At 42.5% G+C, this 22,989-nt stretch carries 22 protein-coding genes and 1 riboswitch; of the genes, 12 read left to right on the forward strand and 10 right to left on the reverse strand.

Translation table 11 applies throughout. The features are described 5' to 3' along the window. The first annotated feature begins 63 nt into the window (after positions 1 to 63). Positions 64 to 585 (forward strand): DinB family protein, encoded by a 522-nt coding sequence (locus tag JJ941_RS04360; protein WP_290962446.1) that lies wholly within the window; start codon positions 64 to 66, stop codon positions 583 to 585. A gap of 5 nt (positions 586 to 590) precedes the next feature. Here JJ941_RS04360 and JJ941_RS04365 read toward each other — a convergent pair whose 3' ends face one another. Beyond that, entirely contained in the window at positions 591 to 1,946 is a 1,356-nt protein-coding gene (locus JJ941_RS04365; protein WP_290962447.1) for an amidohydrolase family protein, read from the reverse strand. Positions 1,947 to 2,225: 279 nt separating this feature from the next. On the opposite strand from JJ941_RS04365, the gene rpsO reads away from it, so the two are divergent. The 4 genes from rpsO to JJ941_RS04385 all read left to right on the forward strand — a co-directional run bounded on the left by rpsO (position 2,226) and on the right by JJ941_RS04385 (position 7,699). Continuing rightward, on the forward strand, positions 2,226 to 2,495 hold the full coding sequence (gene rpsO / locus JJ941_RS04370) for a 30S ribosomal protein S15 (protein WP_255135520.1): 270 nt from the start codon (positions 2,226 to 2,228) through the stop codon (positions 2,493 to 2,495). 110 nt (positions 2,496 to 2,605) lie between these two features. Continuing rightward, a complete protein-coding gene (gene pnp, locus JJ941_RS04375; RefSeq protein WP_290962448.1) occupies positions 2,606 to 4,720 on the forward strand; it encodes a polyribonucleotide nucleotidyltransferase in 2,115 nt (704 codons plus the stop codon). Between the two features lie 191 nt (positions 4,721 to 4,911). Then, the gene (locus JJ941_RS04380; RefSeq protein ID WP_290963140.1) at positions 4,912 to 6,150 is read left to right on the forward strand and encodes a pitrilysin family protein; all 1,239 of its coding nucleotides are present in this window, start codon (positions 4,912 to 4,914) and stop codon (positions 6,148 to 6,150) included. Between the two features lie 55 nt (positions 6,151 to 6,205). Next, positions 6,206 to 7,699, forward strand: coding sequence for an asparagine--tRNA ligase (locus JJ941_RS04385; protein WP_290962449.1), 1,494 nt, complete (start codon positions 6,206 to 6,208; stop codon positions 7,697 to 7,699). On the opposite strand, the gene JJ941_RS04390 is transcribed toward JJ941_RS04385, so the two are convergent. Both JJ941_RS04390 and JJ941_RS04395 read right to left on the reverse strand, forming a co-directional pair. After that, positions 7,696 to 8,691, reverse strand: a complete 996-nt coding sequence (locus JJ941_RS04390; RefSeq protein WP_290962450.1) for a polymer-forming cytoskeletal protein — start codon at positions 8,689 to 8,691, stop codon at positions 7,696 to 7,698. The genes JJ941_RS04385 and JJ941_RS04390 overlap by 4 nt on opposite strands. Before the next feature lie 90 nt (positions 8,692 to 8,781). Further along, entirely contained in the window at positions 8,782 to 9,225 is a 444-nt protein-coding gene (locus JJ941_RS04395) for a polymer-forming cytoskeletal protein (RefSeq protein WP_290962451.1), read from the reverse strand. A gap of 321 nt (positions 9,226 to 9,546) precedes the next feature. Here JJ941_RS04395 and holA point away from each other — a divergent pair, with 321 nt between their 5' ends. From holA to JJ941_RS04410, 3 genes are read left to right on the forward strand one after another with little or no spacing between them, the layout of a single operon-like run. Continuing rightward, on the forward strand, positions 9,547 to 10,614 hold the full coding sequence (gene holA / locus JJ941_RS04400) for a DNA polymerase III subunit delta (protein WP_290962452.1): 1,068 nt from the start codon (positions 9,547 to 9,549) through the stop codon (positions 10,612 to 10,614). A 50-nt stretch (positions 10,615 to 10,664) separates the two neighbouring features. Further along, positions 10,665 to 11,279 carry a sigma-70 family RNA polymerase sigma factor gene (locus tag JJ941_RS04405; RefSeq protein WP_255135526.1) on the forward strand — a complete coding sequence of 205 codons (615 nt, stop codon included), beginning with the start codon at positions 10,665 to 10,667 and terminating at the stop codon, positions 11,277 to 11,279. Between the two features lie 43 nt (positions 11,280 to 11,322). Further along, positions 11,323 to 11,559 carry a hypothetical protein gene (locus tag JJ941_RS04410; protein WP_290962453.1) on the forward strand — a complete coding sequence of 79 codons (237 nt, stop codon included), beginning with the start codon at positions 11,323 to 11,325 and terminating at the stop codon, positions 11,557 to 11,559. On the opposite strand, the gene JJ941_RS04415 is transcribed toward JJ941_RS04410, so the two are convergent. Next, positions 11,560 to 12,174: a hypothetical protein gene (locus JJ941_RS04415; RefSeq protein ID WP_290962454.1), complete on the reverse strand. Its 615-nt coding sequence runs from the start codon at positions 12,172 to 12,174 to the stop codon at positions 11,560 to 11,562. Positions 12,175 to 12,262: 88 nt separating this feature from the next. Between JJ941_RS04415 and JJ941_RS04420 the strand changes: the two genes are divergently transcribed. Beyond that, positions 12,263 to 12,439 (forward strand): hypothetical protein, encoded by a 177-nt coding sequence (locus JJ941_RS04420; RefSeq protein WP_290962455.1) that lies wholly within the window; start codon positions 12,263 to 12,265, stop codon positions 12,437 to 12,439. On the opposite strand, the gene JJ941_RS04425 is transcribed toward JJ941_RS04420, so the two are convergent. Continuing rightward, positions 12,440 to 13,078, reverse strand: coding sequence for a hypothetical protein (locus JJ941_RS04425; protein WP_290962456.1), 639 nt, complete (start codon positions 13,076 to 13,078; stop codon positions 12,440 to 12,442). Positions 13,079 to 13,218: 140 nt separating this feature from the next. Between JJ941_RS04425 and JJ941_RS04430 the strand changes: the two genes are divergently transcribed. Next, positions 13,219 to 14,127 (forward strand): cation diffusion facilitator family transporter, encoded by a 909-nt coding sequence (locus JJ941_RS04430; protein ID WP_290962457.1) that lies wholly within the window; start codon positions 13,219 to 13,221, stop codon positions 14,125 to 14,127. Here the strand turns inward: JJ941_RS04430 and JJ941_RS04435 are convergent. The 5 genes from JJ941_RS04435 to JJ941_RS04455 are packed head-to-tail and all read right to left on the reverse strand — an operon-like array spanning position 14,120 to position 19,856. Beyond that, positions 14,120 to 14,602, reverse strand: coding sequence for a Pycsar system effector family protein (locus tag JJ941_RS04435; protein ID WP_290962458.1), 483 nt, complete (start codon positions 14,600 to 14,602; stop codon positions 14,120 to 14,122). The two genes, JJ941_RS04430 and JJ941_RS04435, sit on opposite strands and share 8 nt — an antisense overlap. A 16-nt stretch (positions 14,603 to 14,618) precedes the next feature. Continuing rightward, positions 14,619 to 16,601 carry an alpha-ketoacid dehydrogenase subunit alpha/beta gene (locus tag JJ941_RS04440; RefSeq protein WP_290962459.1) on the reverse strand — a complete coding sequence of 661 codons (1,983 nt, stop codon included), beginning with the start codon at positions 16,599 to 16,601 and terminating at the stop codon, positions 14,619 to 14,621. Between the two features lie 24 nt (positions 16,602 to 16,625). Continuing rightward, a complete protein-coding gene (locus JJ941_RS04445) occupies positions 16,626 to 17,600 on the reverse strand; it encodes a deoxyhypusine synthase family protein (protein ID WP_290962460.1) in 975 nt (324 codons plus the stop codon). Beyond that, on the reverse strand, positions 17,597 to 18,457 hold the full coding sequence (speB, locus tag JJ941_RS04450; RefSeq protein ID WP_290962461.1) for an agmatinase: 861 nt from the start codon (positions 18,455 to 18,457) through the stop codon (positions 17,597 to 17,599). The genes JJ941_RS04445 and speB overlap by 4 nt, the downstream gene beginning before the upstream one ends. Next, positions 18,450 to 19,856, reverse strand: a complete 1,407-nt coding sequence (locus tag JJ941_RS04455) for an arginine decarboxylase (protein WP_290962462.1) — start codon at positions 19,854 to 19,856, stop codon at positions 18,450 to 18,452. Before JJ941_RS04455 ends, speB begins: the two co-directional genes overlap by 8 nt. Positions 19,857 to 20,129: 273 nt before the next feature. Here JJ941_RS04455 and JJ941_RS04460 point away from each other — a divergent pair, with 273 nt between their 5' ends. Then, the gene (locus JJ941_RS04460; protein ID WP_290962463.1) at positions 20,130 to 21,791 is read left to right on the forward strand and encodes a BamA/TamA family outer membrane protein; all 1,662 of its coding nucleotides are present in this window, start codon (positions 20,130 to 20,132) and stop codon (positions 21,789 to 21,791) included. A gap of 393 nt (positions 21,792 to 22,184) precedes the next feature. Further along, the gene (locus JJ941_RS04465; RefSeq protein ID WP_290962464.1) at positions 22,185 to 22,403 is read left to right on the forward strand and encodes a hypothetical protein; all 219 of its coding nucleotides are present in this window, start codon (positions 22,185 to 22,187) and stop codon (positions 22,401 to 22,403) included. Positions 22,404 to 22,848: 445 nt separating this feature from the next. Then, a riboswitch (SAM riboswitch) is annotated at positions 22,849 to 22,967 on the forward strand. Positions 22,968 to 22,989 lie beyond the last annotated feature (22 nt).

Consider the following 22,989-nt stretch of genomic DNA (forward strand, 5'->3'; position numbering starts at 1 on the left):
CTACGTAGGTCTTGGTTAGCCCATTTTCTTTCAGGCGACTAAACCACAACCAATCCCGAACCCATGCGATTACTGATTACTATTCTTTTCCTTAGCCTTTCCACCACAGCTTTTTCCCAGCAATATATTGTTGATGAACTTGCCTCAGATATGGAAAGAAGTAAAGCCATGTCTCTTTCCTACATAGAAGCTATGCCTGCTGATAAATACAGTTTCAGACCTAATGAAGAAGTCCGCACTTTTGCAGAACAATATTTGCACCTTGCCCAAGGTCTTATCGGACTTTCATCAAATGGAACAGGTGCTGCGGGTATCTTTCCAGGAGAGAATCTGGAAGCAACCGAAGCTTATCACACCAAAGCCGAAGTTCAACGAATAGTTACTGTGAGTTATGATTTTGCCATAAACAGTATCAAAGAAATGGATGCCGATAAGTTAACGGAGATCGTACAAAGAGGACAATTTGAAGTAACCAGAAGAGGGTGGATTCACAAAGCACTGGAGCATAACACTCATCACAAAGGGCAAACAACTATTTACTTAAGAATGAGTGGGATTACGCCACCACAGTACCAGTTATTTTAACAGGCTTATTGAGTCTTTTTATATTCTTTGCCGTTTTTAAATACGGAGACCACGGTTCTGATATTTTCGATGTTTTCTAAGGGGTTACCAGATAGAACAACAAGGTTAGCTGTCTTTCCAATGGCTATAGAGCCGTGAGTATGCTCAATTCCAATGGCCTTAGCATTATTCAACGTTGCAGCTTTAATTGCATCTATATTTGACAAGCCGGATTTTGTAAGCAGGATGATTTCATCCTGTACCCATTTGATACTTAGGCTGAAATCGGTGCCTGCCGCTATTGTAACTCCATTTTGATAGGCTGCTTTTGTAATTCTGTATGCCCAATCGTTCAGAGCTTTCGGGTCGAGCCTGCCTGCTGCTCCTGACAGATGTTTAGTCGGATTCTCTTTTTGATTTTCTGAACTGATTATAGCCACCTCACTACGTTCTTGCGTTTCCCAGGCTGAAAGTGTTGGCTCAAAGATCACGTTTCTTGATTTCATTTCTTCAAACAAGGACAAAAACTCTGACGCTGTAGCATCGGTGTTTTTAAAGTCTTGAAGAGGTACAGATTCAAGAATGGCCTCATTGAAGGAGGCAGGCATATTCTCTTCCAATTCAAAAATCATTCCTACACTATGGGATAATACATCCACTTGAGCTTTGACAGCATCAGAAGGCCGGCTGGGAAATATGCTGGAATGACTCCACATTTTAAGCCCGTTTTCGCGGGCAATTTCACTTAGCTTTAATAATAATTCAGGATTAACATTTGAATAGACCTTCACCCCTGTTACCCCGGCTTCCTTGGCACTGATAACTACTCTTGTTAAATCAGTTTCTTCAGTAATCAGCCGCATCCAGGGAGCTGAACCCGGGTCAAAACCCAGTGCTGCAAATTTGGTTCTGGGATCTTTTAAGAAAGCTGGGCCAAATACATTTGCTGAGTAGTATATATCCGGACCCATTAGATTTCCCTTGCTGATTTCCTGATTCAGAGATTGGTACATTCTTGCATCTCCACCCATATCACGCACAGCAGTAACTCCTGAGTAAAGCAATTCCGATAAAATGTCATTGCGATTCTTTGGTCTGAAAAGGTGAACATGGGAATCAATTAACCCCGGGATGATGTAGCTTCCATTTACGTCAACTATGCGTTCAATCCATTCTAAACTCACAGAATCACTATGCAGAATTGATTTAATTATGCCATTCTCAATAAGTATGGTTCTGTTTTCAATTTGTTGAGAACGCTCAACATCAATTATTGTGGCATTCGTTATCGCAAAAGATTCCCCTGAACTTGTTTGAGAAATCACGCCATTAAAAAGAGTAGTAAAAAGTAGAAGTGTTATAGTAGCTATTGTCTTTTTCATTGTCCTGCTTTCCCGAATTTTTTTAACAACAGAATAAAATGAAGAAAGCGGATTCAATATCAAAGCAAAAAGATGGGTGCAGTTATACTTTATATGAACCACATTTTCTCTTCTGAGCAGGAAGTTTTTAAAGTTGCTCAATTATAAAAATAGGGCAGGATGATAATCCCTGCATTCTTAGGTTAAAAATCATACATCCAAACATTGTCCATTTCAACAAAAACCCCTATCTTTCAAAACTATAAATCGATTTATATAAGTACTAATTAAACCATTGCAATGAGCATAACCGCAGAAGAAAAGAAAGAAATCTTTAAGAAGTTTGGAAAAAGTGAAACCGATACGGGTTCCACAGAAGGACAAGTTGCCCTTCTTACCAAAAGAATTAATGACCTGACTGACCACCTGAAAGATAATCAACTGGATCACGCATCACGACGAGGATTGTTGAAAATGGTAGGTAAAAGAAGAAGGTTGTTGAACTACCTCATGAAAAACGATATCGAGAAGTACAGAGAACTTATCAAAGAACTCGGTATCCGTAAGTAAGTTTATTCGTTTAAAGGCTCCATTGTGGAGCCTTTTCTAATTTATCCTGCCGCTATTTTCCTATCTGTTATTGGCGGGATTTCGCAAATCAATAAAGACAAAGAAGACAAATGAAAGAAGAAATAAGAAGTGTAGAATTTGCACCGGGTAAGGTGCTTTCAGTAGAAACAGGCCGGATTGCCAAGCAAGCCGATGGCGCTGTAGTGGTTCGAATGGGTGATACCCAGGTACTTTGTACCGCCGTAAGTGCTAAAGAACCAAAACCGGGACAGAATTTTTTCCCATTAGTTGTTGACCACAGAGAAAGTTTTTCAGCCGGCGGACGTTTCCCCGGTGGTTTTATGAAACGTGAAGGACGTCCTTCAGAAAAAGAAATTTTAGCGAGTCGTCTCATTGACCGTAGCTTGCGTCCTTTGTTCCCAAAAGGATACTTATGTGAAACCCAAATCATCTCAAGCGTTGTTTCTTCAGACGGAGAAAACGATGGTGATGTTCTGGGTGGATTTGGTGCATCAGCTGCGCTACATATGTCCGACGTACCTTTTGACGGACCGATGGCTGAAGTTAGAGTAGGTCGCGTTGATGGCGAGTTTGTTATCAACCCAACCCTGTCTGAACTGGAGAAAAGTGATATCGACATGATTGTTGGTGGTACAGCCGACTCAGTATTGATGATGGAAGGAGAGATGGATGAAATCTCTGAAGATGAGATGTTAGGAGCTATTAAAGCTGCCCACGCTTCTATTATCACATTATGCGAATTTCAGGAAGAACTTCGTGAAGAATATGGACGCGAAAAAAGAGATTTCACTCCGGAATCAAATCCTGAAGAAATTGAGAATAAAGTCCGTGAATTAGCTACCGACAAAATTAAAGAAGTAGTTAACATCGGCCTTGGGAAAGAAGAATATTCTGCCAAGCTTCAGGAAGCCAAAGACAGCGTGATTGCTGAGCTTGAAGAAGAGTTTGAAGAGGAAATGGATGTCGTTAAGGATATTCTGAGTACTGTTGAGAAAGAAGAGCTTCGCAACATGATTCTGGAGAAAAAACGCCGAATCGACGGTCGTGCTCCTGAAGACATTCGCGATATCTGGACACAAGCCGGATACCTCGCACGTACACACGGTTCCTCTATTTTCACCCGTGGCGAAACACAGGCTCTTGTATCTGTGACCTTAGGTACCAAAAAAGATGCTCAGGCAGTAGATACTCTGTTCGATGAGGAAGAGAAGAAATTCTACCTGCATTACAACTTCCCTCCATATTCTGTAGGTGAAGCCGGTTTCCTGAGAGGTCCTGGCCGACGTGAAATTGGTCACGGTCACCTTGCCGAGCGTGCACTCCGTATGATGATGCCATCCTTTGATGACTTTGGATATGTAATCCGGGTTATTTCTGATATCACGGAATCGAATGGTTCATCTTCCATGGCTTCCGTTTGCGGTGGTTCTATGGCGCTGATGGATGCCGGTGTGCCTCTGAAAAAACCGGTTGCAGGTATTGCAATGGGTATGATTGTTGGAGAAAACAACTCTGTTGTTCTTTCTGATATCCGTGGTGAAGAAGATTTCATGGGCGACATGGACTTCAAAACAGCCGGTACCGCAGATGGTATCACGGCTTGCCAAATGGACATGAAAGTTAAGGGCATTTCTTTTGAAGTTATGGAAGAAGCCCTTAAGCAAGCTCATACCGGAAGAATGCACATTCTTGGCAAAATGGCTGAAACCATTTCAACTCCAAGAGAAAGCTTATCTGAATACGCACCTCAGTTTGTTAATATGACTATTGATGGCGACATGATTGGTGCTGTGATTGGGCCGGGTGGTAAAGTGATTCAGACTCTTCAGAAAGAAACAGATACTGAAATCTGGATTGAAGAAGATGATGAAACCGGCAAAGGTAAAATCACTATTTCAGCTGACAGCCTCGACAAAGCAAAAGATGCTGAAGACAGAATTAAAGCAATTACAGGTCAGCTTGAAGAAGGCGCGACTTATAAAGGTACGGTTAAAACCATCAAAGACTTTGGTGCTTTCGTAGAGATCGCTCCGGGACGAGATGGGCTCCTACACATTTCTGAAATTGATCACAAACATGTCAAAGATGTAACAAACTACATGAGTGTGGGCGATGAGATTGAAGTTAAGCTCCTCAAAATTGAGCCAGGCAATAAGCTTCGATTATCCAGAAAAGCATTGTTGGAAAACGACGAAGAAGAGTAAGTCTTTGCCAACAAAGCTGTTTATATTAGGCGCTCTTTCTTCGCGAAAGAGCGCCATTTTTTTGAGATTAAAATCGTGAATTAGAAGTAGAACTTTTCCAAAGTTAAGAGGATCGAAAAGGATAAACGATATCGTTGTAACATTGGAAAAGTTACTATAAAGAAGAGGAAGAGATAAAAGGATTGGAAAACGTGAAAGAAATTGATTTTGTAAGCAAGAGCACGCTGCCTAACGGACTTCGAATTGTTACCGAAAAGATTGAGTCTGTAAAAAGCGTATCGGTTGGAATTTGGGTAAAAACAGGAGGGAGACATGAAACAGCTAAACAAGCCGGAATTACTCACTTCCTTGAACACATGCTGTTTAAAGGAACTGATAAGCGTTCTTCTTTTGACATTGCGCTGAGTATGGAATCGGTAGGAGGATACCTTAACGCCTTTACTTCATCCGAATATACCTGCTATTACTCACGGTGTTTGAATACCCAATTAGATCGTGCACTGGATGTACTTTCCGATATGGTACTTCATCCCGCTTTCCCCGAAGAAGAAATTGAGAAGGAGAAGAAAGTGGTGATAGAAGAGATGAAGATGTACCGTGATTCTCCGGATGATTTCCTTTTTGAAGAATTCAATTCTAAGATCTTTAATGGACATGAATTAGGACGGCCGGTTTTGGGATACGAGGAAACGGTATCTGACTTTTCGCGCCAGGATCTTTACGATTATATGAAAGATCGATATTACCCGGGCAACTTACTGGTTTCAGTTGCCGGAAATGTAGATCACGACAAAGTAGTGCAGCTGGTTACTGAGTATTTCGAAAACCTTGAGGCCAAAGACCACGATGAATCGGAGCAACCACTGCCTGAGTTCAAACCGGAAGATGTCACGCTGACCAAAGCCATAGAACAAACCCATTACATTTATGGCCGCAGAGGGCTGAATTTTGATCACAAGGACAAATACCTGCTCCTTTTGGCGAATACTATTCTGGGTGGAGGAATGAGTTCCAGGCTGCATCAAAACGTCCGTGAGAAATACGGGTATTGCTACTCCATTCAAACTTTTAACCAGTCGTACACCGACACCGGGTTATGGGGAATTTATGTGGGAACCGATAAGGAATATGTTGATCACGTTCGTGAACTGATCAAGAAAGAACTCAAACAAATGCAGGATGAACAGGTTCCTGAAAAAGAGCTGGCCGAAGCCAAGTCGCAGTTAAAAGGGAAGTTGCTGCTGTCTCAGGAAAGTACCAGTAATCGCATGACCCGATTGGCTAAGAGCGAGCTATATTTTGGCCGATTTGTAACTTTGGACGAACTCGTTGAAAACATCGATTCGGTAACCGCAGAAGAAATTCAACGCTTCGTAAAAGACTTCTTCACTGAAGAAGATTTCATGGAAGCAATCCTGTTACCAGAGTAAGAATTACCTTTAGAATCACATTTAACATTTAGCATTTAATAATTCAAAATTTCCAATGACCTACATCAAGAAACTCGCAGATCACGTTGATAAAGAAGTAACCCTGAAAGGGTGGGTATATAATTTCAGAAGCAGCGGAAGTTTAGTTTTTATCGAGATGAGAGACGGAACCGGCATCACACAATGTGTGGTAGCTAAAGATGATGTTTCTGAATATGTATGGGAGGCAGCAACCTCTCTCAAACAAGAAAGCTCGCTGGAAGTGGTTGGAACCGTTAAAGCCGATGAAAGAAGTATTGGCGGCCACGAAATTCATGTATCAAATGTGAAGGTGTATCAGGTGGCGGAGAACTATCCCATCACCCCAAAAGAACACGGCGTTGAGTTTCTGATGAACAACCGCCACCTGTGGTTGAGAAGCCAGAAGCAGTGGGCGGCTATGCGTGTTCGGAATGAGATTATTTATGCTATCCATACTTTTTTCCAGAAACGGGATTTTGTGCAGATGGATTCTCCGATTTTTACCGGCAATGCAGCTGAGGGTAGTACAACCCTTTTTGAAACGGACTATTTTGAAGATAAAGCCTACCTGGCTCAAACCGGTCAGCTTTATGGCGAGGCCATGGCAATGGCTCACGGTCTGATTTATACTTTTGGCCCAACCTTCCGGGCAGAGAAGTCCAAAACACGCCGGCATTTAACAGAGTTCTGGATGATTGAGCCGGAAATGGCTTATTACGACCTGGATATGAATATGGATCTGGCCGAGGATATGATCAAAGCCATCGTATCTACCGTGCTGGAGAAGAGAAAGGATGAGCTGGAGATTCTGGAACGGGATACTTCATCCCTTGAAAAAACGGCCACTGAACCTTTCGAAAGAATGACTTATGACGAGGCAGTTAAAATCCTTAAGAGCGATGAAACTGCAGACATGCTGGATGAAATGGCTGAGTCGCGCAGACAGGAGCAGGTGGATCTCGAGAAAGAGTGGGAAGAAATTAAAAAAGAACACGGATCAGCTAAAAAGTGGCGTAAAGCCCAGATTGATCAGCGCATAAAAGAAATTTCAGCTCGCATTGATCAGATTGAAGAAGATCTTCGAAACATCCCAGGCTGGAAAGAATCGGCTCGTAACTTTGAGTGGGGCAATGATCTCGGTGGCAGTGATGAAACCGTTTTGATGATGCAATACGATGTACCCCTGATTGTAACACATTGGCCGGCTGAAATTAAAGCCTTCTATATGAAGCGAGATGACACCAATAAACTTGCTCTTGGAATGGATGTTCTGGCTCCTGAAGGATACGGAGAGATTATCGGGGGAAGTCAACGTGAGGACGATCTCGAAGTGATGGAAGAGCGCATCAAAGAAGAAGGGCTGGATAAAGAAGTATTTGAATGGTACCTCGACCTACGCCGCTTTGGCTCTGTTCCGCATTCCGGTTATGGTCTTGGTTTAGAGCGAACCGTAGCGTGGCTGTGTGGCTTATCTCACGTGCGTGAGACGATTCCATTCCCGAGAATGATGGGTCGGTTGACGCCTTAATTTCCTACATAAGAATAAACCCGGGCAGGACTGCTCACCAATTCTGCATCTTTCTTTAAAGCCGCTTGCAGCTGTTCGGGTACTATTTCTACGGCAATGCTTTGTACGTCGTCTTCTACCTGCTGAACCAGGACGATATTTCCCAGGATGACTGCAAACTCATCAAATTGCTTGAAAAACTGAACCAGATTATCTGCTGCGTTTTGCAGTGATGAGTTGGCATCAGTATTTCCTTTGTTGAGTAACGATGTTTCCAGGCTTTCTTTTCCTTTTATGTACAAATCCCTGATGTTATTTTCCGTGTCAGAGCTTTTTCTTACGTAAGTCAGTTTTTGGAAGAAGGAATCCAGTACCGGTTCGTCAAAGATTTCGAGTTCAAATCCAAGTTCCTGCATAAAGTTTTCGCAGGTTGACTTAATTTCATCAGCTTGATTTTTGTCCGTATCAGCAGAAGGAATTCCAATATATACGTTCCCTATAAAACGAGATTGAGGAGCTTTTTTCTCTTCCTGCCCAAAAGGAGAGGTGGTTTCAGATGCTTCTTTATCTTCACCGTTTGTCTCTGAATCCGAGATGGCTTCTTTTGCTTTCTTAACGGCCTGTTTGATTTCAGGACGCTTTGGCTCTTTGGTGAGCTTGGCGTTCATTACATCCACATCAGGCCCAACGCTTACAATCCCGATTACCTCAGCATCCTCGTTTACTGAAATTTTCTTGGAAAATATAAATCCATCAATCACAGCTGTGGATGTCACCTTAATATGATCTTTAATTCGGAGTTCTCCGGTAAAGCGCCCTTCAAGAATAGCTTCCTGTGCAACCACAGTCCCTGTTATTCGCCCGGTATCGGTTAGAATCAGTTTTCTCTTAGCATTAATATCGCCGTCTACAGTTCCGGCAATACGGATATCTGATTCTGTCTGAATGTTAGCTGAAACGCTGGTGCCCTTCGTAATATTAGTTACCGATCCCACCTTGTTTTGTTCGTCCACGAAATACCAATTAGTTAACCTTGATCGAATCCTTAAAATATTGAATACAGATCAATTTATTTATATAGAAAACAAAAAAATAAACCGGGTCTAAGTATTGGTTTCTTCTTTGTTTTTATCGCCAGCCCCTTCTTTTCTAACAATTTGTGAATCATTAGCAGGGATTGATACATTCGGGCCAACCTGAAAGGAACCTTTTACCTGTGCACCGTTCTCGATAGTGAGCTTTTGGGTAAATATTTTTCCATCAACAATGGCTGAGGCCCGCAGCACCAATGATTCAGTAGCTTTTACATCTCCGGATACGGAACCGGAAATATCGGCATAAGGGGAATGAATACTGCCATTCACTTTACCTGATTCAGTCAGCATCACTTTCTTTTTGGATTCAATCTTACCATCTACGGCGCCGGCAATACGCACGTCATCCTCACAAAACATATCGGCCGTTATTTCGGTGGACTTTGTAATGTAGGTGATGGAAGGGGCGGAACCGCTTTTGGAATTAGAGTTATTGTTCGATGTGTTTTTCACGGGGGTAGATTTTCTCTTAAGCATAGTAACTATTCCAACCATACACTAAGGTAAATGTTCCCGCATATCAATTAAGTTTTTGGTGCAATAAACAGACGAACGCGCAAACCTCTGTTGGTCTCTTGTAGGTTCTTTCTTCAAAAGAAAACACCATTTTGATAGTCATGATTTTGAGCTCAAAACCGAAGAAAAAATCAAAAAAATCCACAGTATCCGTTTTATCCGTGTTCCATTAACTAAAGCCGGAATAAGGAATACAGCACTAAAAAAACTCAAAAACAAAATGGAATTTGGTGCATGTTATTTGGAATTTCCACCGCGATGGCACGAAAACCAAACAGTAACCAGATTTATCAACAGGTAGTCGGAGAAATTAACTCCGGTAACCTCAAACCCATCTACTATCTATACGGGGAAGAGGATTTTTATCTGGACCAGCTGCTGGAACGGTTCTCGAAAATCATTCCGCCTGAGCAAAAAGATTTTAATTTCGATTTGCTATACGGACAGGAAGTGACGCCGGCACAAGCTCTTTCCATTGCCCGCAGCTTCCCAATGATGGCCGAACGAAGAGTCCTTATTATCCGCAACTTCCTGCAATTAAGTAAGGGCGGGAGTGAAGACGGCTCACCGGCGGGGCACATAAATGATTTTATCCCTTATATAGAACAACCCAATCCCTCCACAATCCTGGTTTGTTTTGATACAAAGAAACCGGCAGGAAACACCAACATCGGTAAGGCCCTGAAAAAAGATAAGAAGGTTGGGTTCCATGAATTTGAACGCATGGCCGATTACCTGATCCCGGATTGGGTGATTGATTGGGTTCGAAGCCATCATTCCAAAGAAATTGAGCCGGCAGCAGCCCAGTTGTTGTCTCAGTTTGTGGGTAATAACCTGCAGTTACTGTCCACAGAAATAGATAAAGTGTGCACTTTTGTGGACACTTCTGATACCGTTTCAGAGACCGATGTAAAAAAAATAATCGGCTCATATCGCGAATTTACTGCCATAGAGCTCAAAGAGGCCATTGTTAAGCGAAATCTGGAACAATCCTTATATATCTCGGAACAGATGTTGCAACACACTAAATCAGACACGGGAGAATTAATTCGTCTCGTGGGGTTCTTTAACAGTGTGTTTGTAAATGTCTGGCAGATTTTGAGGCTCTCCGAAAAGGGGTTTGCTAAAAATCAGATCCAGAGCGAGTTAGGGATCGGCAGCAGCTGGTACTTTAACAAACTCTGGGAAGATGCCTCAAACTTTCGCTACAGCGATATGCCCCGGATATTTGAAGCCTTGCTGGATGCAGATCGCTCCATCAAAGGGTTCAGCACTTTAGACTCCACTTCGATTTTATTCTTCCTGGTCAAGCGAATCATCGGGTAGTATCGATTCGCTCATCATAAGAATCGAAACTAAAATTGTGGAGTTTACTAATGGAAGCGTTTCAAGCGGCATCGGTCAAAAACTATGACGACGAAGATTTAATGGAGTATTTCCAAAACGGAAAAGAACTGGCTTTTAATGAATTGGTGTACCGGTACCAGGATCGTCTTCACAACTTTTTGTATCGCTATACTCATAACCATCAGGACTGTGAAGACCTGGTGCAGGAAACGTTCCTGAGAGTTCACAAGAGCAAGCATTCTTACGAGCGTATTGCCAAATTTTCGACCTGGATGTACACCATTGCGCTAAACCTTGCCAAAAGTTTGTATAAAAAGAAGCAACGAATGTATAAGGTGTCAATTCACAAAGATGAATCTGACCCCGATGATCGAGAGCTTCTCCTGGAGGATGCTACTATCCTTCAGGACGATGCTCTTCATGAGAAATTATGCATGGAGCAGTTGGAGAAAGCCCTGATGGAACTACCGGAAGATTTCCGCGAAGTAATCATACTCAGAGACCTTCAGCAACTTTCCTATGAAGAAATCTCTGATATCACGGACATCCCGATGGGAACCGTGAAATCACGAATTAACCGCGGAAGGGCTCAAATCCAGGCTTTAATCAAAGATTATGTGCAGCTGGGAACAAACGCCGCATAATTGAATTAAAGGGGAGTGAAGACTCATTTAGCAAACTCCCCTTATGGATAATTTTTTAGATAAAGAATACCATCCGGTAATAGAAGATTTCATCACCGATTATGTGGACGGTGAAATGGGCTCGGTCGAGAGAGCTACTTTTGAAGAAGTGCTGGTTCATGATGATGACCTTCGTGAACTGGCATTTTCTGCGAAAGAGGGAAAAAAGCTGCTTTCACAATTCAGGGAAGTGAAAGCCGGAGATGGTTTCATGGAAAAGCTGATAAAGAAAATCAGTTAATCAAAAGCTCAGGGATACACTTATTCCCGGAGCTTTTTGTTTTGGGAAATAAGTGGGAGCGAAGGTGAAAAAAGGCTTTTCATATTCACCATTGTACTCTCGTACATTCTCAGCTGATTTAAAATAATCGTATACCCAGCTGTAGAGAATAATTCCTGCTCCGCCGATTATCAGACTTTTCGGGAAAAAACCGATACTACGGTCTCCATCATCCGAATGAGGGGAAAAGATATATTCAAAAAGTCCTAAATAAGTTCCTACTACCATCAGTCCAAAGCCACCAGAACGGAGGCTTATTCCCTTAACTACAGATTCAAAGTTTTCGGCATATACGTTTCCTGCTGAAGGGCCAAAGACAATTCCTGTTGTAATCATGATAAAGCCGAAGTCTGATTTTCTGAAAACAGAACCAATCAAAATGGCTGTTGATGGAACAGCAACGGTTAACATTTTTGCTGTTTTTTCACTCTTAGGCTTAAATGATATTAATTCATCCGGATGAGGAGGGGGAATTTGATTAACACTGGGTTTTTCATCAACAAGAGGATTGTATTGTGCAGTTGCTAAAACAGGCAGAAGTATTGCAACAAGTAAAGGGATTATAAGTCTCTCCATAACATCACCATGTTGTTTAAATCATTACCAAGATATTAATTCACAGAAAAGAATCCACCCGGTAATAGAAGATTTCATCAGCGATTATATGGACGATGAAATGGGCTCGGTCGAGAGAGCTACTTTTGAAGAAGTGCTGGTTCACGATGATGACCTTCGTGAGCTGGCATTTTCTGCGAAAGAAGGAAAAAAACTGCTTTCACAGTTCATGGAAGTGAAGGCCGGAGATGATTTCATGGAAAAGCTGATGAAGAAAATCAGTTGATCAAAAGCTCAGGGATACACTTATTCCCGGGGCTTTTTCTTTTGGGAAATAAGTGGGAGCGAAGGTAAACTCCACAGGTTGCTTTTCCTCATTGTATTTTCTCACATTCGCCATGGAGTTGAATAGATCATAAAAGGTACTGTAAACAAGCAAAGCAGAACCTCCAAAGAATAGTGCAGCAGCAGTAATCTCGCTAAAGCCATCTAAGTCTTTTCTAACTCCACCATAAGGTTCATTGCCTAACTGATTTAATAAACCCATATAAGCACCAACAGTAATCATTCCTCCACTTATAGCTCTTGTTACAATACCTTTACCTACAGCTTTGGGATTTTCGGCGTACATATTTCCTGCGGATGGTCCGATGATAATCCCGCCTACGGCTAAAACCGCTCCAGGCATATTACTGTCATTTTTAAGTAAGGCCTGTCCGGCAATAAATGAAACAGTTGGTACCGCCGCTGACAAAAGAAATGCAACTCCTTCTTTTTTAGGTTTAAACTCCTCCGTGGAAAAGCGGATAAAATTTTTATCAATATTCGTATTGGTAGGTGAGGAAGTTGCTAATGGGTTGTATTGAGCAGCAACCACAGTGGGAATGAAAACGATGAGAAGAAAATGAAATGTAAATCTCTTCATAATAAGGCCTTACTGATTAAATGTTATTTAAGATATTAATTCACTGAAAAGAATCCACCAAATCCGGGAAATTATTGGATGGTGAAACTCTGCTTAAAATCACTTTACTTAGAGCCAATCATTAACAAAAAAATATTCCCTTGGCCTCAGGTTCAAAAAAAGTAATTTATGCCGCTCTCATCGGTAACGGACTCATTTCAATCACTAAATTTATCGCTGCTGTAATTACCGGCAGTTCGGCCATGATGTCGGAAGGGATCCACTCAGTGGTAGATACCGGAAATCAGGTTCTGCTGTTAATGGGATTGAAGAAAGCCGAAAAACCGGCCGACGCCGACTTTCCTTTTGGTCATGGTAAGGAAGTCTATTTCTGGAGTTTTGTGGTGGCTATAATGATTTTTGCAGTGGGTTCCGGTATTTCCATTTATGAAGGGATTCACAGCCTGTCCGATCCCCATGAAATCACCAACCCTATGGTGAATTACATTGTACTGGGGCTGGCCATGATTTTTGAAGCCTTCGCCTGGTATTTTGCCTGGAAAGAGTTTAATAAGACCAAAGGCGACCGAAGTTATTACGAAGCCGTACGCAAAGAAAAAGACCCAACTACTTTTGTGGTTCTCTTTGAAGACTCAGCCGCTATGCTGGGACTCATGGTGGCTTTCGTCGGGGTATTTCTTTCACAGTTGACCGGAATCCTCATTTTTGATGGAATTGCGTCTATCGTTATTGGGGTGATTTTAGGCGGAACTGCAATCTGGCTGGCCCATGAAACCAAAGGGCTCCTCATTGGTGAGAGTGCCGACCGTGAAATAATTGAAAGCATACAGAAAATGGGGAATACCATGGAGTCCATCCACATGGTGAAAGAGGTGCTGACGTTACACATGGGGCCTCAGTACATTTTGGTAACGATTAACGCTGATTTTGTATCTGAGTTGAATTCGGATCAGGTTGAGTGGGGTACGGCAGAACTATCTGCGGAGATTAAGAAAACGTACCCACGTGTGAAGCGGGTTTTTATTGAAGCTGAAGGGGATTCTAAATAAGTACAATAAAGAAAAAGATAATCTGCACACAAAGGGTGTAGAAGGAATAATTATAGTATCGGTATTTCTTGTTGGCTATAGAAGAAATTTCATAAATCTGATGGAGCAGGTCGCTTTGCAATTCTTCATCCGAAGCTTCCCGAAAATCAGCTGCATAGGCCGCTCGGTTCGGCCTTGAGATAATATCCTGATGATATACAAGCCTTGAGGTATCATCACCGCCGTGAGTGGTTTTTCGGGGTTTGATGGTCAGCGAGGCAAAAGCCAAAAAGAGCACAAAAGAACCCATAAACAAAATTTCGGAAATATTGATGGTTTCCAGCGTTTTGGATTCAGTAAGTATAAAAGTAGCAGCCACACTACTTACCAGGAATAAATACCGGATTTTGTTATCCGCTAATTTGATGAGCTCTTGTTGGTGAAGGAAAATATTCCAGCTGTAATTGAGTCGGTCAATGCTCTTTGTATTTTCCATAATGTTGGATCCCTGTTTAGTATTCAATGAGTTTACTAATCAACTTGTCCAGTTTTGAAAGGGCCATGTAGCCGTCTTCAAGTCCTTTATCGTGGGGGATGGGCATGTCTAAGGAAGCACAACGCATTACAGGTGCATCCAGCCATTCAAAACATTCCTCAGAAATAATGGCCGAAATTTCACTCAATGGCCCCAGCGTCAGTGAAGGTTCCTGCAACAGTAACACTTTTCCTGTTTTCTGAACCGATTCCCGAACAGCCTCTTTATCCAGAGGAAGGAGGGTGCGTAAATCAAGCACTTCCAGTGAAATACCTTTTTTGGTATATGATTCAGCCACAGAAAGTGCCCATTGAACACCCATTCCATACGTGATGATGGTTGTATCAGAACCCTCATTCCGGACTTTCGCTTTCCCGAGCGGTTCGTAGTTAGCGGTATCAGGGATGTGTGCCTTTAAGCTTCGGTATAGCTTTTTATGCTCAAAAAACAACACCGGATTCGGGTCGTGAAGGGAGCTGTACATTAAATTCATGGCATCTTCCACCGTGCCGGGCACCACAACTTTCAGCCCCGGAATTTGCATGAACCAGCCTTCAACCGATTGAGAATGAAAAGGACCGGCTCCAACGCCTCCGCCATGTGGCGCACGAATGGTGATATTTAGCGGTGGAGACCAGCGATAATGTGTTTTTGCGATGTTGTTTACAATTTGATTGAATCCACAGGAAATGAAATCGGCAAATTGCATTTCTACCACGGGTTTGAAATCTGCCAGCGCCAATCCCAGGGCAGCGCCTAAAGCACCGGATTCAATGATCGGCGTATTTCTGACTCTCTGATGCCCAAACTGCTCTAAAAAACCTTCCGTAATTTTAAACACGCCACCATACTCGGCAATATCCTGTCCCATGATGACGAACTTACTGTCTTCTTCAAAAGCTTGACGTAGTGATGCCTGAATAGCATCCACAAAGCGATGTTCGTAGGTAACACCGTCTTTATGCGGAGGGGGATCATCGGGCTGTGGGGCATACACTCTTTCAAGTTCCCGCTCTTCGTCAAATTCCGGATCAGGTGCTGCCAAAGCTTTGTTAAGATCCTCCTTAAAGGACTCGTCAATTTCTTTGGTAACCTTTTCAAGCTCGCCCTGGGTGAACAAGCCTTCGGATTCCATATACAGCTCAAACCGATGAATCGGGTCTTTTTCTGCCCAATTTTCAAATAATACATCCGGTACATAATGCGTCCCTGAAGCTTCTTCATGTCCACGCATACGAAATGTTTTGGCTTCAATGAGTACCGGTTCACCCTTTAATGCCAATTCCCTTGCCTTACCAACCGTATCCATGACCTCAAAGATATTGTTGCCATCAATATTGAAACCATGCATGCCATAGCCTTTTGCACGATCAGATAAATGCTCACAGGCAAATTGTTCGGAAGTCGGAGTTGAAAGTCCGTACCCGTTATTCTCAATAATAAATACCACCGGAAGTTTCCATACGGCTGCTAAGTTCAGGGCTTCATGAAAATCACCTTCACTTGTGGCGCCATCCCCACAGAATGAAAATGCAACCGATTTCTCATTCCTCATTTTCATTGCCAGGGCTAGTCCGTCAGCAACGGGCATCATGGCGGCCAGGTGAGATATCATCCCAATGATTTTGTGGTCGGGAATTCCAAAATGGAAGGAACGATCCCGTCCTTGCGTAAATCCGTCAGCCTTACCAAATAACTGGCAGAAAAGAGGGTAGAAGGGCACATTGCGGGCCGTAAAAACTCCCAGGTTTCGGTGCATGGGTAGGATATAGTCATCAGGCTCTGAGGAGAGTGAAACTCCAACCCCAACCGCTTCCTGTCCAATTCCCGAGAACCACTTGCTGATTTTATTTTGCCGGAGCAGCATCAGCATTCGTTCTTCGATGCGCCTGGGCAGCATCAGGTTTTTATAGATGTATAAAGCTGTTTCTGCAGAGATCTTTTTGTCAGTAATAGCCACGCAGTAAGATGATTAATTAGCAGGTTACCAACCCAACAGATAAGCAAAAATAAGCGGAGCTACAATAGTTGCATCAGATTCTATTATGAACTTTGGCGTGTCTATTCCAAGTTTGCCCCAGGTTATTTTTTCGTTGGGAACGGCTCCTGAGTATGAACCGTAACTGGTGGTGGAATCACTGATCTGGCAAAAGTAGGACCAAAGCGGTACATCTGATTTCCCTAAATCCTGCTCAATCATAGGTACTACACAAATGGGGAAGTCTCCGGCGATTCCACCTCCGATTTGGAAAAACCCAACCCCGTTGTCCGAATTATTCAGGTACCAATCAGACAAATACATCATGTATTCTATGCCTGACTTCATCGCGTTTGGCTTTGTGCGGCCCTCAATACAGTGAGAGGCAAAGAAATTACCGCAGGTGGAATCTTCCCAACCGGGAACAATCACAGGGATATTCTTCTCCGCAGCAGCCATAAGCCACGAATCTTTAGGATCAATCTGGTAGGAATCTTCAAGGTCTCCGCTTAAAAGCAGATCATAAAAATACTCATGGGGAAAGTGCCGGTTTCCTTCTTCTGTTGCCTTTACCCAGCGCTTCACCAAATGCTCTTCAATACGGCGCATAGCTTCTTCTTCGGGGATGCAGGTATCGGTGACGCGGTTAAAATGTTGATCGAGGAGCTCTTGCTCATCCTGTGGACTCAAATCCCGGTAATTGGGAATGCGTTTGTAATGATCATGAGCCACCAGATTGAATACATCTTCTTCCAGGTTAGCTCCTGTGCAGGTGATGATATGCACCTTATCTTCCCGAATCATTTCAGCCAGAGAAAGGCCTAATTCTGCAGAACTCATAGCTCCGGCAAGGGTGATCATCATCTTTGAGCCGGACTGTAGCTGATCTTCATAGGCTTTGGCTGCATCAACTACAGAAGCGGAGTTAAAGTGCCGGAAATGATGGGTTAGGAATTCAGAAACGGGTCCTTTGTTACTCATGAGTTAGAAAATTTATAGCTTAGCATTTTATAGAAAAGTTTGGCTGCCAAAAACTGCGGTGCTGACAGGCCTTCAATAGGGGCAAGTTCCACAATATCGAAGCCCAGTACATTTTTTTGCTGAAATACTTTCTTGAGATAACGGATTGTCGTGTTCCAGTCCAGCCCGCCGGGCTCTGGAGTTCCGGTTGCCGGCATGATGGAGGGATCAAATACATCAAGGTCTAAGGTGATGTACACTTTATCAGTAATTTTGGCAATAGAATCATCCATCCAGTCGGTCTGACCATACATATCTTCAGCAAAATAGCATTTATTGCGATCCAGGTATTTAAGTTCTTCCGAATCCATACTTCGGATGCCCACCTGAACCAGGTTTGCATTTTGGGACGCATCATATACTGCACAAGCATGATTATAAGGCGAGCCGTGAAATTTGGGACGCAGATCGGTATGGGCATCCAGCTGCAGGATGGTGATATCGGGGTGAGCTTCGTAAAAAGCTTTGATGATCCCGATGCTGACCGAATGTTCTCCACCGAAGAAGGTGAGAAATTTTTCTTTTGTCAGAAGTTCTTTTGTGCTCTTATAAACGGCTTCAAACATCGCTTCCGGGGAGGAATCCTCCAGTATAGGGTCGATGATGTGAACGCCTTGCTTATAGACCTCACTATCCGTCTCGATATCATAAATCTCCATGTTCTCTGCGGCATCCAGAAAGGCTTCAAAGCCCTGATCGGCTCCTTTCCCCCAGGTACTGGTTCCATCGTAAGGGATAGACTGTAAAAGTACGTTGGCCCGATCAAAGGCATTATGATTTCCTTCAATTCCAGCAAAAATTGGGTTATTCTTAGTCATTGTATCCCAGAATGTTAAGCATGTTATCTACCGTTTGTTCATCGCGATACACGTAGTCGAATAAATTTCCGTCTTCATCAATATCCACCACAATGTGCTTGGGCGAAGGGATGAGGCAGTGTTTGATGCCGCCATATCCGCTTATGGAATCCTGGTAGGCCCCCGTGTGGAAGAACCCAATGTAAAGCGGTTCGGAGTCATCATCCGAAAAAGTGGGGAGAAGTACCTGCTGGTTCAGCTCCTCAGAATTGTAGTAATCGGAATGATCGCAGCTGATACCGCCAATATTAATTCGCTTGTATTGGTTTTCCCATTTATTGAGGGGGAGAAGGATGAATTTTTCGTTGATGGACCAGGCGTCTGGTATGGTATTCATCAGGCTGTTATCAACCAGGTACCAAAGCTCGGCGTCATTTTGTTGTTTTTGTTCCAGCACCTGGAAGATGACCGCACCGCTTTCTCCAACGGTATATTTCCCAAATTCGGTATAGATGTTCGGTTCCTCAACGTTTTCATCCTTGCAGGCTTCCTGAATATTTCGCACAATTTCGCCGGTGATGTATTCATAGTCAAAATCAAAACTGAGGCTATTCTGGATAGGGAATCCACCCCCGATATTTAAAGCATTTACCGAGGGAGCAATTTTCTTGATTTTTGTGAACTGACTCAAAGCCTTCTTAAATTCATTCCAGTAATACATATTATCGCTTACGCCGGAATCCACGAAAAAGTGAACCATAACCAGTTCAACCTGGTCGTTGCCAATAATGCGCTCCTTTACAAAGTCAAGAATTTCACGCTTGTTGATACCCAATCTTGAGGTGTAATAAGCAGCTTTAGGGTCTTCCTCAATCGATATCCGCAATCCAATTTTGATGGGATGATCAAGGTTAAGCTCCATCAGCTGATCCAGCTCCCGGGCATTATCCAGCACACAAATCGAGTTTTTGAAACCTTCTTTATTGAGCCGGCCAATTTTTTTGATATAATCGTCGGTTTTATAGCCATTGTGAACAATGGTTTTATCATTTGAGAAAACCCCTTTGTTATACAGGTTTTCAATCAGGTCGATATCAAAAGAAGAAGAGGTTTCCAGGGAAACATTTTCTTTTAGGGCTGTTCTTACTACATGATTGAAGTGACAGCATTTGGTGCAATAACAAAACTCATAGCTGCCGGTGTAGTTGTTTTCAGCAATGGCTTTATTGAAATATTCCCGGGAGTGCTTAATTTTTTCTCTGATCTTGGGAAGGTAAGCCAGCTTAAAGGGGGTGCCATATTTCTCAATAAGATAGTGTAGATCTACATTGTTGAAATTCAGCGTGCCATCAACCAGACTAAAGCCGTTTTGTGGGAAGTGATAAGTCTGGTCAATAAGTTCGTGATAGGTATTTTTCATTAAATAATGTGGGATTAAGAACGAAAGAAGAAAATAATTGGACGACTAATATAAAATATATTTGACTGTATTTTTTTAGAACGAAAGCATGCCTTTCCATTCATCAAAGATGAAATTACGACTTTTTCAATGATTACTAAACGAAGAGGTCGTTTAATTTTTATTAAATAGAAAGTTTTAAAATGGGCTTTGTAAATATGAATTGAGGGATTTCGTGCCTATATCATCCAATCGATTCAATGCACAAGTTTAAAAAAGAGTGTAGATTCAGGCATGTCCTTGAAAACAGGTGTTACCCTTATATTTCTTTTAATCCCGGTTCTGGCGTTTACACAAAACCGATCTGCGGAATTTCGTGTTTACGAAAACGGGGAAGAAGTTGTCATTCCGGATAGTCTGGATGCGGAACTGGCTAAGAATTCAACTCAAATTGAGCAAAAACTTCTTCGATGGTTTGTCTCGGAGGGATTATTTGATGCGGCTGTGACATCAACTACCGATTCGACTGCACAGGTGACCAAAGGCTGTAAATATCGGCTCGACAAAATGAACGTGCTTTATTCCGGCCAGATTGACTCATCCTCAACAATTGAACCTGATAAGTTTTACACAGATCAGAACTTACGCGCAGAAATTGCTGAGCTTATTTATGGGATGGAAGAGGATGGATTTCCTTTTGCTGAAGCTATTATCAAGTCGATTACCCCCATAAAAGAAGAGTGTTTGGTTGATGTGGAAATTGAAATCCTAACCGGTGATAAAGTGACCCGGCCGGATATATACTTCTCCGGAGCAAGAACAAACTCACAGGATTACCTGAGAAAGATTTCGAGGTTTAATTCAAACAGACAGGTTTCACCTGATTATCTTCGTATTCTTCGCTCGAATTTGAATTCAAGTGGTCTTTTCAACGTCGTTGAACCGGCCCGTATTTATCTTCGTCAGGGGGAGCCGGTTATCGTTTTCAGCGTGGAGGAGCGGTCGCTGAACCAGTTTGATGGTTTACTCGGTTATGTACCTGATGCTGCCGGAAACGGGCAAATTGCAGGGGATGTGGAGCTGTCGCTATGGAATGTACTTACCCAGGGAAACGGCATTGATTTTCGTTATCAACGACTGCGACCGGAAACCAGTCAGCTGAATCTGAAAGCTTCTCAGGATTGGATAGGTGAAATTCCGGTGGGCATTTCAGCCGGAATGCAGCTCTACCAGAACGATACCACCTACCAAAGCCGGGATGTTGATCTGGACGGATACTACCTGGTGGGCTCAGGCGTAAAACTGATAGGAGGAGTGGGTTTCCAAAGTACTACGTCGGGCAGTAATCTGCCTCAGGTTGTGGAGCCGGATGGACAAAAAAGAACCGCCCGTTTAGGTTTTGAATTCACCAATGTAGATCGGTTCGATGTGCCGACCAAAGGCAGTTCTATTCGACTGATACTTGGTATCGCAAATAAAGATTTAAGCGATGATTCCCTCACGTCATTCACGCAAAATTCTCTTGAATTCACTGCCCGTAACTACGTACCTGTGTTTGATAAAAGCGTAATTGCCACTTCTTTACATGGCTTTTTGCTGGAATCTGATAAAGTAACCACCAACGACTTAATCCGGTTTGGAGGAGCAAATTCCTTTCGCGGCTATGCCGAACAGCAGTTCCGGGCCGGAACCATGCTTTGGGGAGATGTGGAGTATCGCTTCTTGTTGAACCGTAGATCGTTTTTGTTTGGTTTTGCTGCTGCGGGAGTTTTCGAACGACCGAAGTTGCTCACCGAAACAGATAACACCTTCCAAATAACAAAATACCTTTTCTCCACAGGTTTTGGGCTGAGTTACCAAACCCAAATCGGCCGATTGAAATTTACCTATGCTATTTCTCCAGAAGAGTCTATAGGCAATGGGAAGGTGCACTTTGGGATAAGGACGGAGTTGTAGATTATTATTAGCGAACGGTTTGGAGGTATTTCAAAAATAATTTCAGGCCCTTAGGCTTACTGGCTATTATGGTAATCCTGAAATTATGCTAATCAAGTTTTCATAATTCTGAACCTTGATTTATGGGATTGAAGAATTTGCTTGATTAAATAATAAGTATAGCATTTTGAGGAAGAGCTATCCCATAAATAATTGGTCCACATTTACCGATAAAAATTCTTCCTTCCGGTAAGCGTTGTTCTCTGAATAAGACCATTCTCTTCTGCGAAAATCCATTCTATCCGTCTCATCAGTGTTCGGCTATTGTTTGATTTTAAATTTCCGATAAACCAAAAAATCTATATCTATTCACTCATTTTTATTACTTTAAAGTGTCCATATAATCTGAGTGATATGAATAAAAAAGTAAAAGAAGTCACAGAAAAGTTAGAGGAACTTCCAAAAGAGGAGCGGGAGTCATTTGCTGCTTTCGTATTGGAGGAACTTGAAAGTGAAGAGAGATGGTCGCAATTATTTAAGAAGTCTGAATCGGTTCTTACTAATTTAGCCAACGAAGCTATCGAGGAATATCAAGCCGGTAAAACAAAGAAACTGGATCAAGACAAGTTATGATTTCCAGAACAACTAATAAGTTTTGGAAATGTTACGATCAACTTCCTCACAGTATTAAAGAAAAGGCGCAAAAAGCGTACCGATTCTTTGAAGAGAACCCCGCTCACCCCAGCTTAAGGTTCAAAAAAATCAATGAGGATCCTAAAGTATACTCTGTAAGGATAACAATAGATTATCGTGCACTCGGAGTAATGGAAAAAGATAAGATTATTTGGTTTTGGATTGGGTCTCACGATGATTATGAGGCACTTATAAATCAATTATAATTAGTAATTCAGATTCGGTTAATATCTAATCAAACTATCAGGCTTTTAAATTTATCCTCTCTTTGCCTGCAGTCAGCCCATTCAAAAAACCATCCTATTCTATCCTTGTCATCCGTGTCCCATTCTTATAAGTTGCTCAGCGGCTCAACAACCATTATATTCATTTCGAATTTATTGAATGCTTATAAAGAAAGACCGAGGGATGGGCCCGATGACGTCTTGGCAACCACTACTGAAAAGGGGCAGGTGCCAAATCCCACTAAGCACATAACTCGTTATGTGCTTAGAAAGATAAGCGAGCTAATCACTCACGCTCTTTC

The sequence above is a fragment of the Gracilimonas sp. genome (assembly GCF_017641085.1).
GTDB lineage: Bacteria > Bacteroidota > Rhodothermia > Balneolales > Balneolaceae > Gracilimonas.

Bases quoted from the DNA above. Each gene is read 5' to 3' on its own strand.
- JJ941_RS04360 (WP_290962446.1), top strand. From the start codon at position 64: ATGCGATTACTGATTACTATTCTTTTCCTTAGCCTTTCCACCACAGCT.
- JJ941_RS04365 (WP_290962447.1), bottom strand. From the start codon at position 1,946: ATGAAAAAGACAATAGCTACTATAACACTTCTACTTTTTACTACTCTT.
- rpsO (WP_255135520.1), top strand. From the start codon at position 2,226: ATGAGCATAACCGCAGAAGAAAAGAAAGAAATCTTTAAGAAGTTTGGA.
- pnp (WP_290962448.1), top strand. From the start codon at position 2,606: ATGAAAGAAGAAATAAGAAGTGTAGAATTTGCACCGGGTAAGGTGCTT.
- JJ941_RS04385 (WP_290962449.1), top strand. From the start codon at position 6,206: ATGACCTACATCAAGAAACTCGCAGATCACGTTGATAAAGAAGTAACC.
- holA (WP_290962452.1), top strand. From the start codon at position 9,547: ATGGCACGAAAACCAAACAGTAACCAGATTTATCAACAGGTAGTCGGA.
- JJ941_RS04405 (WP_255135526.1), top strand. From the start codon at position 10,665: ATGGAAGCGTTTCAAGCGGCATCGGTCAAAAACTATGACGACGAAGAT.
- JJ941_RS04410 (WP_290962453.1), top strand. From the start codon at position 11,323: ATGGATAATTTTTTAGATAAAGAATACCATCCGGTAATAGAAGATTTC.
- JJ941_RS04415 (WP_290962454.1), bottom strand. From the start codon at position 12,174: ATGGAGAGACTTATAATCCCTTTACTTGTTGCAATACTTCTGCCTGTT.
- JJ941_RS04420 (WP_290962455.1), top strand. From the start codon at position 12,263: ATGGACGATGAAATGGGCTCGGTCGAGAGAGCTACTTTTGAAGAAGTG.
- JJ941_RS04425 (WP_290962456.1), bottom strand. From the start codon at position 13,078: ATGAAGAGATTTACATTTCATTTTCTTCTCATCGTTTTCATTCCCACT.
- JJ941_RS04435 (WP_290962458.1), bottom strand. From the start codon at position 14,602: ATGGAAAATACAAAGAGCATTGACCGACTCAATTACAGCTGGAATATT.
- JJ941_RS04445 (WP_290962460.1), bottom strand. From the start codon at position 17,600: ATGAGTAACAAAGGACCCGTTTCTGAATTCCTAACCCATCATTTCCGG.
- speB (WP_290962461.1), bottom strand. From the start codon at position 18,457: ATGACTAAGAATAACCCAATTTTTGCTGGAATTGAAGGAAATCATAAT.
- JJ941_RS04455 (WP_290962462.1), bottom strand. From the start codon at position 19,856: ATGAAAAATACCTATCACGAACTTATTGACCAGACTTATCACTTCCCA.
- JJ941_RS04460 (WP_290962463.1), top strand. From the start codon at position 20,130: ATGTCCTTGAAAACAGGTGTTACCCTTATATTTCTTTTAATCCCGGTT.
- JJ941_RS04465 (WP_290962464.1), top strand. From the start codon at position 22,185: ATGAATAAAAAAGTAAAAGAAGTCACAGAAAAGTTAGAGGAACTTCCA.